Source organism: Paracoccus sp. (in: a-proteobacteria) (assembly GCF_030538655.1).
Classification (GTDB): domain Bacteria; phylum Pseudomonadota; class Alphaproteobacteria; order Rhodobacterales; family Rhodobacteraceae; genus Paracoccus.
Window position 1 is genome coordinate 1 of record NZ_JAUNTO010000038.1, and the last position, 11,776, is coordinate 11,776.

Consider the following 11,776-nt stretch of genomic DNA (forward strand, 5'->3'; position numbering starts at 1 on the left):
TCGCCCTCGGCCCGCGCGGCGGTCAGGATCTGATCGGCCAATGCGTCGTCATTGGAAAATACCCCTGCATTTTCATGGCCCAGCGCGATGATAACCGCGCCGGTCAGCGTGGCGAGGTCGGTGGCGATGGGCGGCAGGGCCACTCCGGCGGTGGCCGGGGGTAAGGCCGCAGTGGATCAGGGATGCGGTCCCCGGATCATTGCACTATGCCGATCCCGCGCGAGGCGGCTTGGATTTCGGCGATGTTTTCAGCCAGAAACTCCTGAAACGCCTCGCCCAGCAGGGTATAGGGCTCCAGCCCGTTTTCAGCCATCACGGTTTTCCATTGATCGCTGTCGGCAACGGCCTGCATCCGGCTGACCCATTCCGCGTAATCCTGATCGGAGATGTTTTGGGGCACATAGATACCGCGCCAGTTCATCGCCACCATGTCCACGCCCTGCTCCCGGGCCGTGGGCACGTCGGGATAGGTGGCGATCCGCTCTGCGGACAGCACGGCCAGCGGGCGCAGCTCGCCCGATGCGATGAATCCGGCGACTTCGGACATGTCGCCGGTCATCGCCTGCGCAAAGCCGCCGATCGTCTGGGTGATCGCATCACCGCCGCCGACAAGGCTGATGTATTTCACCGCACGGGGGTCATGGAACCCGGCCTTGTCCAGCATTATCAGCACTTTGAGATGGTCGAACCCGCCCACCGCAGAACTGCCGGCGAAGGTGACCCTGCTGGGATCGGCTTTCACCGCCTCGATCAGATCGGTCAGGTTCTGATAGCGGCTGTTGGCGGCGACCACGATCACGCCCGGATCGCCGCCGATGGACCCGACCCAGCGCACCTGATCCGCCGTCGCGCCCGCATAGGCGTTCTGCGCGAGACGGGTGGTGGTGGCGGCGCTGGCGGCCACGAACAGATCGGGGTCGCTGTCGCGCTTGCCGACCAGCTGCGCATAGGCCACGCCGCCGCCCGCACCGGCCAGGTTGGTCACCTGCACCGCATCCGGCACCAGCCCCAGTTCGGTCATGATGCGACCGATCTGGCGGCAGGTGAAATCCCACCCGCCGCCGGGGGTGGCCGGGGCGATACATTCGGTCGCCATCGCAGGCACGGTCATCAGCATGAATGTCAAAGCGGTGGTGCGCAGGGTCTTTTTCATGATGCTCTCCCAGACATGAGGCGGTCGCGGTGTGGTTGTTGCACCGGGTATGATTCGCTGAAAAGATTATACGAATCTGTCATGGCAGGTGGGATAAATCGGGCGGTGCGGTTGGTGCCGGTCGAACGTGGCCATGATCCGGCGGCTGTTGGTGGTCTGGTGGCTGCGCGCTGTGACCTTGTATTGCTGGGCATTGGCCTGCCGGGTCGGGCGGGTGCGACGTGTCGGCGCAGCCGATGGCGGGCGGGGTTGATCGGCGGGTGATTGTGGCAGACGGCCTGTGCCGCCTTGTCAGGACGGGGGGCCGGGAAAGAGGGTGGCCTTTGATTGCGCTGAATCCGGGGCGGGTTGCTGTGCCTGCGGGTGATGGGTGTATTGCTGCGCGAAAATCCGGACCGTTTGCGGGGTGGGATCGGCTGTTTTCTGCCCGAGCGGCAGGATGCGCGGTCAGAGGTTTGGGGCGGCTGGTGATGAGGGGCGAGGGTTATGGCAGATATATACCTGATAATGCTGATATATCCGTTTTGATTCTCTGGGAATGACAGGCAGGCAACCGCGCGCCGGACAGCCCCCCAAGGACGGCGCTGCCCTGCTGGCCTGACCTGCCGACGGCGAATGGCGGGTCGGGCTGATTTGGCACCGGCGGTTCGTCTGCGGTGGCTGTGGCGGGGTGCCGGGCTGCTGGCAGATCGCGCCACGCGGTGCTGATCGTGGTTGGGCTGGCGGCGCAGGCGCAGGTGGAACCGGCGGGATCAGGTTGACCGCCCATTGCCGCGGGATATTCCGGGCAGAGCGTCCGCACGATCCCGCCCATTGGGGGTGTCCGAGGGGACAAATGGACCGGCACCGGCCGCTTGTCCGTGGGGTTGCTCCACACGGCCTGTTCGGTCCCGCAGGTGCCTTGCGACCGGGGTTTTCGGCCCTGCCCTTCAGCCCTGCACGGTGCGGGCGCTCTGCTGACCCAGCCCGTCGATCCCCAGCCGCATCACCTGTCCGGGCCGCAAGAACACCGGGGGTTTTTGCCCCATGCCCACGCCCGGCGGGGTGCCGGTGGCGATGACATCGCCCGGTTGCAGTGACAGGAATTGTGACAGATAGGCGATGATCTGCGCCACGCCAAAGATCATCGTGGCCGTCGATCCGTCCTGATAGCGATGGCCATCGACATCGAGCCACAGGCGCAGGTTGCCGGGGTCGCCCGCCTGATCCGGCGTGACCAGCCACGGGCCGATGGGGCCAAAGCCGTCAAAGCCCTTGCCCTTGTCCCATGTGCCGCCGCGCGCGATCTGCCAGTCGCGTTCGGATATGTCGTTCACCACGCAGTAACCGGCGACATGCGACAGCGCATCGGCCGGGTCGATGTATTTGCCGGGCTTGCCGATGACGACGCCCAGTTCCACCTCCCAATCGGTTCTGGTTGATCCGCGCGGGATTTCCACATCGTCATCCGGCCCGGAAATGGCGCTGGTCCATTTGCTGAAGACGATGGGTTCGGATGGCACCGCCATCCCTGCCTCGGCGGCGTGGTCGGCGTAATTCAGGCCGATGCAGATGAACTTGCCTACCTGCCCGACACAGGGGCCGATGCGCGGCGTGCCCGCGACCAGCGGCAGATCGTCGGGGTTCAGCGCGGCCAGCCGGGCCAGCCCGTCGGGCGTCAGCACCGCGCCCGCGATGTCGGGGACATGAGCCGACAGGTCGCGGATGCGGCCCTGATCGTCCAGCAGACCGGGCTTTTCCTGCCCCTTGGGACCATAGCGCAGCAGTTTCATCGGTATCCTCCGTTTTCCCCGCGCCAGCTTAGGGCACAGCCTGCCGGGCTGTCGATGGGCGGACTTTCGCTTGGCCGCGCAATGGTATAGCTGCAAGAGCAGTCCGAACCACCAAGGGGTCAGCCATGTCCGATCCAGCCAGCGCAGGTTTCGTTTCTCTGGTCTCTGCCGGGCCGGGCGATCCCGAATTGCTGACGGTGCGCGCGGCCATGCGGCTGGCGCAGGCGGATGTGGTGCTGTTCGACGATCTGGCCTCTGGTCCGCTGCTGGATCTGGCGCCCGCGACCGCGCGGCGCATTCCGGTGGGCAAGCGCGCGGGCCGCCCCTCGGCCCGGCAGGACGAGGTGAACGCCCGGCTGATCGCCGAGGCGCGGGCGGGCCATCGCGTGGTGCGGCTGAAATCGGGTGACGCCGGCATCTTTGGCCGGCTTGAGGAAGAGCTCGACGCGCTTGCCGCCGCCGGGATCGGCTGGGAAATCATCCCCGGCGTGCCTTCGGCCTGCGCGGCGGCGGCGGCGGCCAACATGCCGCTGACCCGGCGGCTGACCGCGCGACGGCTGCAATTCGTGACCGGCGCGGATGTGACGGGCAAACTGCCCGGCGATCTGAACTGGGCCGCGCTGGCCGATGCGCATGCGCTGACCGTGGTGTTCATGGGCCAGCGCACCTTTGCCGCGCTGGCCGAAGGGCTGATCGCCCATGGCCTGCCCGCCGACACCCCCGCCATGCTGGCCGCCGAGGTCAGCAAACCCGGCCAGAGCCTGACCCGCAGCACCGTGGCCGGGCTGGCCGCCCTATTGCAAGGCACCGCCCCCGAGGCCCCGGCGCTGATCCTGTATGGCGCGCTTGCACCTGCGCGCGGTCGATAAAAATATAATAAAATCATAATGTAAAAGCCCGGCATTAACGATGTTGGGTAAGGAAATTGTTAGGCAGGTCGGCCTAATCTGATCTGGCACGGGGGTGCTTGAATCGGGGTTGGGGTCATGGTCGGCTTTCGCCATGTGGCCACTGTTACAGGGGCCGGATTTCTGTCGAATATCACCGACCTGTCCATTGCGACGGTTGACGGGCAGCATGTGCTGTATTCGGCCACACATGTCGGCGGTGGCATCACCGCGATGCGGATCGGCGGGGCCGATACGCAGATCCGGCTGATCGGGGCCACGGCCTATGACGGCACGGTATCCTATTTCCGCGAACCGCGCGTGAATGTCATGCAGATGGGCGACAGCACCATCGTCGCCATGTCGAACACCGGCGGCAATGCGATGATGGCGATGCCGGTCGCCCCGTCCGGGGCGGTATCGCGCGCGGCAGACAGCGGGGTCACCGCGCTGCGGCAGGTCGGCGCGGCGGTTGTCTCGGTCGGGCAGTTTTCCACCACGCAGGGCGATTTCGTCTATGCGACGCGCGAAAAATCCACGGCCTTTACCCTGTTCCGGGTCGAAACCGATGGCGCGCTGACGGCGCTGGCGCAATCATCCGCCCCGCCATCCGCCATCCGGCCCGAGGCGGGGCTGGATTTCGTCCTGCCGGTCAAGATTGGCACACAGCAGGTGTTGATTACCCTGTCGGCCCTGGGCAATTTCATCGCCAGCCACAGCATCGCCGCCAATGGCACGATCCGGCGCGCTGAATATATGGGCAGCGGGGAAATCACCGGCTTTGCCACCCCGCGTATCGCGACTGCGGCCACCATTTCTGACCAGACCTATGTGATCGTCGGGTCGTCTGATTCATCCTCGCTGACGGTGTTCCGGCTGGGGCGTGACGGTTCGATGACGGCGGTCGATCACGTCATCGACGAAGGATCGACCCGGTTTTTGCGCATCACGGCAATGGATTCGGTGGTGCTGGACGGGCGGGCCTATATCTTTGCCGGCGGGGCCGATGACGGCATCACCATGTTCATGCTGCGCCCCGACGGACGGCTGGTGCATCTGGAAACCCTGGCCGACGATCACATGCTGACCCTTGCGCGCGTCAGTGCGATCAAGGCGCAGGTAATCGACGGCAAGATCGTGCTGTTTGTATCCAGCGCGACCAAGGCCGGGATCACGCAACTGGTTGTCGAACCCGGCCCGGCGGGGATCACCGGCATCGTATCGGGCATCCGCCCGACCGGCACCGACCGCGACGATTACATGATCGCCGGGCCTGATGCGATCTGGATGCACGGCGGCGCGGGCAATGACACGCTGGTCGCCGGTGAAAACTCGATCGCGCTGCTGGGCGGTCCGGGGGCCGATACCTTTGTGCCCTCGAACATCAAGGGGCGCATCGCCATCCGCGATTTCGAGGTGGGGGTGGACCGGCTGGATTTTTCCAACCTGGGCATGGTGCGCAGCATCTATCAGCTGACCATCCTTCCGCAAAGCTGGGGGGCCAAGATCCGTTTCCACGAAGGGGTGATCGACATTTTCACCACCAGCGGCACCAGCCTGCCGGTCAGCTTTTTCACCAATGACATGTTCCCGATCACCAATTACGACCCCGCGAACCTGCCGACGACGATCACCGGATCGGCCGGGGCGGATACGCTGCGCGCGGCCGCCATCGGCTCGACCATTCATGGGCGCGGCGGGCATGACCTGATCTTTGGCAGTGACGAGCCTGACATCATCCATGGCGACAGCGGCAATGACACCATCCGGGGCGAAGGTGGCGATGACACCATTTACGGCGGCACCGGCGATGATCGCATCCGTGGCGGCGCGGGCGACGACCTGATTCTGGGGGGCAGCGGCAACGACATCCTGTGGGGTGGTAACGGCAATGATTCGCTGTCCGGTGATGCGGGCGATGACACGCTGTATGGCGACAATGGCGACGACACGCTGCGCGGCGGCGCGGGCAACGATCACCTGCTGGGCGGCAACGGCAACGATATTCTGCACGGCAACAACGGCCATGACCGGCTGGAGGGTGGGGCGGGCAATGACAGCCTGTATGGCGGCAACGGGCGCGACACGCTGACGGGCGGTGCGGGGAATGACTATCTGTCGGGGGGGGCGGGCAACGACCGTCTGTTTGGCGGCAATGGCCATGACACGCTGCATGGCGGCGCTGGCGATGACAGCCTGTCAGGTGGCCCCGGCAATGATGCCCTGCACGGCGACGATGGCAATGACACCCTGTCGGGCGGCAATGGCCATGACAGCCTGTGGGGCGGTCGCGGTCATGATCTGCTGTTGGGCGAAGGCGGCAATGACGTTTTGTTCGGCGGCCCCGGCAACGACACCCTGCGCGGCGGGCTGGGCGCCGACACGCTGAACGGCGGGGCCGGGCGGGATGTGTTCTTTTACGGCTCTGCCGCCGAATCCTCATCCCAACGCGGCATGGATGTGATCGAGGATTTCACCCGCGGGCAGGACAAGATCGACCTGTCCGCCATCGGCTTTGAGTTTATCGGCACCAGCCGGCCTTCTGCCGCGGGTCAGTTATGGGCGGAATACGGGGCCAACCGCACGGTGCTGCGCGGCGATGTGGATGGCGACGGTGTGGCGGATTTCGTGCTGATCCTGCTGGGCGCCGTGCCGGTCGATCACAGTGACCTGTTGCTTTAGCTTTGCGGCGGGGTGGCCTTGCGCTGGCGCGCACGCGCGATCCCCAGGCGGCGTTCGCGCCAGATAATCAGCACCCCGGCGGCGATGATGATGGCTGCACCGGCCAGCATGGCCGGGGCGGGCAGTTCATCGAACACGGCATAACCGATCACCAGCGCAAACAGCATCGAGGCATATTCGAACGGCGCCACCAGCGAGGCATCGGCATAACGATAGGCCGAGGTCAGCATGATCTGCGCCAGCCCGCCCAGCAGGCCCGCCACGATCAGCAGCCCGGCTACCCGCAGATCCGGCACAGCCCAGCCAAAGGGCAGCGTCGTCAGCGACAACAGCGCCCCGGTAACGGAAAACCAGAACACAATGGCCGAGGTGCGCTCACCCCGCACCAGCTTGCGGATAAAGATCTGCGCCAGGGCCGCCATAATCGCCCCGATCAGCGCAAAGACCGCGCCCAGGGTCTGCGTGGCGGACAGATCGTCGCCGCTCAGCGTCAGGCGCGGAGACAGAACGATCAGCACCCCGATCAACCCCAGCCCGACGGCGGACAGGCGGAACAGGCGCACGTCCTCGCCCAGAAACATTGCGGCAAAGATGACCACCAACAGCGGCGCGGCATAGCCGATGGCCGTCACCTCGGGCAGAGGCAGCAAACCCAGCGCGGCAAAGCCGAACCCCATGGCCGCCGTGCCGATCAGCCCGCGCCAGACATGCCCCATCGGATCGCGCACCCGCAGCCCGACCGACAGTTCACCGCGCCGGGCCAGCCAGATCAGGATCACGGGCACTGCAAAGGCCGACCGAAAGAATACCTGCTGCCCCGGTGGCACTGCCCCCGCCGTCGCCTTTATCAGCGCGGCCATGGCGATGAACAGCACGACACTACCCAGCTTCATCAGGATACCGCGCACCGGGTTCACGCCAGCCGCCCCACCGCCCAACGCGCGGCATCGGCCACCGCCGGGTCGGGATCGTCCATCAGGCCCGCCGCCACCTGACGCAGCACGGGCAGGCCGGAATTTCCAATGGCATACAAGACATTGCGCACAAAGCGGTCGCGTCCGATCCGCTTGACCGGGCTGCCGGAAAACCGCGCCCGGAAACCGGGATCGTCTAACTGCGCCAGTTCGGCCAGCAACGGCGGCCCGGCCCCCTCGGCCCGCAGATAGCGCATCTCGGCGGCCTCGGCCGCGAACTTGTTCCACGGGCAGACGGCCAGACAATCGTCGCAGCCATAGATCCGGTTGCCCATCCGCGCCCGCAGATCCAGGTCAACCGGGCCGCGATGCTCGATCGTCAGATAAGAAATACAGCGCCGCGCATCCAGTTGAAACGGCGCGGGAAAAGCGCCGGTGGGGCAGGCGTCCAGACAGGCGCGGCAGGCCCCGCAATGCTGCACCTCGGGTATATCGGGCGGCAGGTCCAAGGTGGTAAAGATCGCCCCCAGAAAAAACCAGCTGCCCAGATCGCGCGCCAGCAGATTGGTGTGCTTGCCCTGCCAGCCAAGACCCGCCGCCTGCGCCAACGGCTTTTCCATCACCGGGGCGGTATCGACGAAGACTTTGATCTCGCAGCCATATTCCGCCACGATCCAGCGCCCCAGCCGTTTCAGCCGTGCTTTTACGATGTCGTGATAATCGCGCCCCTGCGCATAAACACTGATCGCCCCGCGATCCGGCTGCGCCACCACCGCCATCGGATCATGGCGCGGGGTATATAACTCGGCCAGCATGATGACCGAACACGCCTCGGGCCACAGCGCCGCCGGATCGCCGCGCCAATGCATCCGCTCGGCCATCCAGCCCATCTGCCCATGCCGTCCCGCATCGACAAACTGCGCCAGCCGCGCGGCAATGTCGGGCACGCCAGCGGGCAAGGTCACCCGCATCTTGGCAAAACCTTCGGCCGCGGCCTGCGCGGCGATGCGCATCTTCTGTCTGGAAATATCCTCGGGGGGTTCGGGGGGCAGATGGCCCCCCGTCGTATCAGCCAAAGTCCAGCTCGGCATAATGCGGCGCGGGGTGAATGCCCGGCACCTGATCGGCCAGAATGCTGCGAAAGGCCGGGCGCGACTTGATCGTGGCATACCAGCCCGTCACTGCCTCGGACCGATCCCAGTCAACATCGGAAATGTAATCCAGACAGGACAGATGCGCCGCCGCCGTGAAATCAGCTAAAGACAGCGTGCTGCCCGCCAGCCAGCGGCGCTGTTCCAGCAGCCCGGCCAGATAATCCAGATGATCCTTGACCGCCTTCAATCCCGCCTTGACGGCGCGGGAATCGGGATAGCCCGACCGCATGATCTTTTTCCAGACCCGTTCTTCAAGGATCGGCTGCGTGACCTCGTGATAGAACTTGTCGTCGAACCAGGCGCATAACCGGCGCACCTCGTGCCGCCCGGCGGCATCCGCGGGCATCAGCGGCGGCTGCGGCACGGTTTCGTCCAGATATTCGCAGATCGCCTGACTTTCGGCCAGCATCCGCCCGTCGATGCGCAGCACCGGCACCTTGCCCGCCGGATTACGGCGCAGCAGTTCGGAATTGCCTTCCCAATAACGATCTTCGGCCAGTTCGACCTCGATCCGCTTTTCCGCCAGCACCAGCCGCACCTTGCGGCAGAACGGCGACAGGGCGGTGTGATACAGGCGGGGGGTCTGGCTGGGCGGGTTCATGGGCTGCTCGTCTGGAATGGCGCGGTGATACCCCCCGCCGCCGGGCAGATCAACCGTCCGGCGCGCTGACAGCTTATTGTCTGCTGGCGGTCATCGCCCCCTGAATGAGAAACGGGGTTTCCTCGGACAGCGGCATCACGCGATAGGCAAGCCCGGCTTCAGCCCCGCCGAGGCCATGAAACGCGCCGTTTGCGGTGTGAAAGTTATCGCCGTGGCGCGGCCCGTCGGCGGACATCTGAACAAAGGATGCGCCGTTGCATTCGTCCCCGATTGCGCCATCCTGAACGCTCAGCGATCCGCCCCGTCGGTGAAATGCTGCGTCCCCGCTGGCGGCTGATACATCCCGAATGACATAAGACCCGGTGCCGTCGGTCAGATTTGCGGTCATGGTGCGGGTGAATTTGGTTGTCACAACGCCCGTGACAAGGCCCGTGCCCTCGACATAGCTTTGCGAAAAACCGGCCGAGGTGCCGCTATAGCGCGCGGTCCCCGAGGTCGGCATCTGCGCCGCCCCACTGCCCAAGGCACCCGCATTAAGCGCGCCATCGGCGCCTGTCACCAGCACTTGACGCACGAATCTGCCCTCGCCCAGAACATGGATGCGGTTGCCCTTGTCGTCCGAAACCCAGCGATCCTTGAAAAAATTCCCTTTGTATCCAGGCGAATGTTCCGCATCAATCATACCATCGCCGGAATTCACCTGAACAGCGTTTGAACGGATGGTGGCATTTCGCCCGCTTGCCTCGTGGCCCAGGGCGGTCAGTTGCATCCGGGTTTGCTGCGGGCTGTCGAACGGGCTGACAACCGTGCCACCGCCACCGCCCTATCCCTGACCTGTTGCCAATGGCGGTCGTCAGATCTGGTTAATCAATCCCGCGCGGGCAGGGTAAAGCACGCCGCCCGGCCATCGCGCAGGATGGTCGCCGCCCCGTCGGCAATGGCGGCAGAGCGGCGCGACTGTCGCGGGTTGCGCAGCTTGGGGGCGGGCAGAACGGCAGCCAGCCGGGCCGATTGCGTGGCGGTCAGCCGGTCCGGGGTGGTGCCGAAATAATGCGCGGCGGCGGCGTGGATGCCGAACACCCCGTCACCGAATTCGGCGATGTTCAAATACACCTCCAGAATGCGGCGCTTGCTCCACAAGGCTTCGATCATCGGGGTCAGCAGGGTTTCCAGCGCCTTGCGGGTCCAGCTGCGGCTTTGCCACAGATACAGGTTCTTGGCGGTCTGCTGGGTGATGGTCGATGCGCCGCGACGCCCGCCGGAATCAATCACCCGGCGGATTTCGACCATATCAAAGCCCCAGTGATGGCAGAAATTCGCATCTTCGGCGGCGACGACGCTGCGCGCCAGCACGGGCGAGATGTCGGCAAGCCGGGTCCATTGCCGCGGCTCGGTCGCCTCGCGGGCGATGGTGATGGTGGTGGGCGGGTTGACCAGCGCGAACAGCCCGACCAGCACCAGCATGACAACCAGCGCGCGCAGCACCAGCCAGCGCAGCCAGCCAAGCCCGCGCCGCAGCAACGCACGCCGCCGGGTGGCGGGGGTAGGGTGATCGGTGCGGGCGGCTGTCTTGCGGAACATGGGCCGCGTGTGTCACGCGGCCCGGCCCTGCGTCAAGGCGATCAGGCGTCGCGCGGGTGAACCTTGGGCACGTCGCTGATGTCGGCGGGTTCGGGCGCCGGTTCCGCCGCAGCAGCATGTGGCGCGGCATGGCCCGACAGCGCATCGCGCAGCCGCGCCTCGTCTTCGTGCGACAGCGAGGTTTGCAGCACCCGGCCCCGGTGGTGAAAGCTTTCCAGCCGTTCCAGCACCTTGTCGGCGGTCATCTTGCGGACCAGCACAAAGACCGCCGATCCGCCGGGCTGCAAGGCATGGCCCGCCTGCCGCATGAAATCATCGTTGATGCCGACATCGCTGAACCGCCCGGCCAGCGCCCCCGCGCCTGCGCCAACCGCCGCGCCGACCAGCGGGTTCAGGAACAAAATCCCGACCAGTGCCCCCCAAAAGCCGCCACCGACGGCACCCGCCGCCGTCAGGTTCACCGCCTGATGCAGTTGAATATCATCGGCCGAGGGCCGGGTGACGACCACGGCGTCCTCAAGCTCGATCAGGTATTCCTGTTGCATCTTGACCAGTTCGGTGCGCAGCTCGAACCCGGTTGCTTCGTCATCAAAGGCAATCGCCAGCAAATCGGCCATCATGTTTCCTTTCGGGATTGAACCGCAAGGTCAATACATGATCCCGGACAAAGGTTCCGGATTAAAACTGCATTCGCGGTTCATTTTGCCAATAGCACATGGTGTCACCCCGGAAAGCATTGTTTTTTCTGGAAAGTGGGTTCATTAAACCAAGCTGCCCTTGCGTCATCGCATCAGTATGATGTTATAGGTCATAACGCAACCAAAGGGTGATTCAGGTCAGAGCTTTGGGGGTGTTTGCCGGGGATGGAGCCTGTTTTCCAGCAGGCGGCGCTGGTCACGCGCGGCCTGCCACATGCCCACCCTGGTCTGGCACACCGGCACCCGCAGCCAGTGGCTTGGCTTGGCTGGGGGCCGGGACAGCCGGGACAGCTGGTTCCTTTCTGGGGTGGGGACGGGCTGTAACGGGTCAGGG

At 65.2% G+C, this 11,776-nt stretch carries 11 protein-coding genes; 2 read left to right on the forward strand and 9 right to left on the reverse strand.

Going from position 1 to position 11,776, the window contains the following annotated elements; all coding sequences use genetic code 11:
* From Q4G22_RS15265 to Q4G22_RS15275, 3 genes are all read right to left on the reverse strand, one after another.
* Nucleotides 1–143 (reverse strand): hypothetical protein (locus Q4G22_RS15265; RefSeq protein ID WP_303386753.1); only part of this gene is annotated, 143 nt, incomplete at its 3' end.
* A gap of 53 nt (nucleotides 144–196) precedes the next feature.
* Complete coding sequence (locus Q4G22_RS15270; RefSeq protein ID WP_303386744.1) at nucleotides 197–1,153, reverse strand: tripartite tricarboxylate transporter substrate binding protein; 957 nt, start codon at nucleotides 1,151–1,153, stop codon at nucleotides 197–199.
* 929 nt (nucleotides 1,154–2,082) lie between these two features.
* Complete coding sequence (locus Q4G22_RS15275) at nucleotides 2,083–2,925, reverse strand: ureidoglycolate lyase (protein WP_303386745.1); 843 nt, start codon at nucleotides 2,923–2,925, stop codon at nucleotides 2,083–2,085.
* Between the two features lie 125 nt (nucleotides 2,926–3,050).
* Here Q4G22_RS15275 and cobA point away from each other — a divergent pair, with 125 nt between their 5' ends.
* On the forward strand, nucleotides 3,051–3,794 hold the full coding sequence (cobA, locus tag Q4G22_RS15280; RefSeq protein ID WP_303386746.1) for a uroporphyrinogen-III C-methyltransferase: 744 nt from the start codon (nucleotides 3,051–3,053) through the stop codon (nucleotides 3,792–3,794).
* A gap of 117 nt (nucleotides 3,795–3,911) precedes the next feature.
* Nucleotides 3,912–6,494 carry a calcium-binding protein gene (locus Q4G22_RS15285; RefSeq protein ID WP_303386747.1) on the forward strand — a complete coding sequence of 861 codons (2,583 nt, stop codon included), beginning with the start codon at nucleotides 3,912–3,914 and terminating at the stop codon, nucleotides 6,492–6,494.
* Here Q4G22_RS15285 and Q4G22_RS15290 read toward each other — a convergent pair.
* The 6 genes from Q4G22_RS15290 to Q4G22_RS15315 form a co-directional block, all read right to left on the reverse strand.
* Entirely contained in the window at nucleotides 6,491–7,411 is a 921-nt protein-coding gene (locus Q4G22_RS15290) for a DMT family transporter (protein WP_303386748.1), read from the reverse strand. The genes Q4G22_RS15285 and Q4G22_RS15290 overlap by 4 nt on opposite strands.
* The gene (queG, locus tag Q4G22_RS15295; RefSeq protein ID WP_303386754.1) at nucleotides 7,408–8,421 is read right to left on the reverse strand and encodes a tRNA epoxyqueuosine(34) reductase QueG; all 1,014 of its coding nucleotides are present in this window, start codon (nucleotides 8,419–8,421) and stop codon (nucleotides 7,408–7,410) included. The genes Q4G22_RS15290 and queG overlap by 4 nt, the downstream gene beginning before the upstream one ends.
* Nucleotides 8,422–8,476: 55 nt before the next feature.
* Nucleotides 8,477–9,163 (reverse strand): glutathione S-transferase family protein, encoded by a 687-nt coding sequence (locus tag Q4G22_RS15300; protein WP_303386749.1) that lies wholly within the window; start codon nucleotides 9,161–9,163, stop codon nucleotides 8,477–8,479.
* A 73-nt stretch (nucleotides 9,164–9,236) separates the two neighbouring features.
* Complete coding sequence (locus Q4G22_RS15305; RefSeq protein WP_303386750.1) at nucleotides 9,237–9,932, reverse strand: hypothetical protein; 696 nt, start codon at nucleotides 9,930–9,932, stop codon at nucleotides 9,237–9,239.
* 98 nt (nucleotides 9,933–10,030) lie between these two features.
* Nucleotides 10,031–10,744 (reverse strand): monofunctional biosynthetic peptidoglycan transglycosylase, encoded by a 714-nt coding sequence (gene mtgA / locus Q4G22_RS15310; RefSeq protein ID WP_303386751.1) that lies wholly within the window; start codon nucleotides 10,742–10,744, stop codon nucleotides 10,031–10,033.
* A gap of 41 nt (nucleotides 10,745–10,785) precedes the next feature.
* A complete protein-coding gene (locus tag Q4G22_RS15315; RefSeq protein WP_303386752.1) occupies nucleotides 10,786–11,361 on the reverse strand; it encodes a DUF1269 domain-containing protein in 576 nt (191 codons plus the stop codon).
* Nucleotides 11,362–11,776 lie beyond the last annotated feature (415 nt).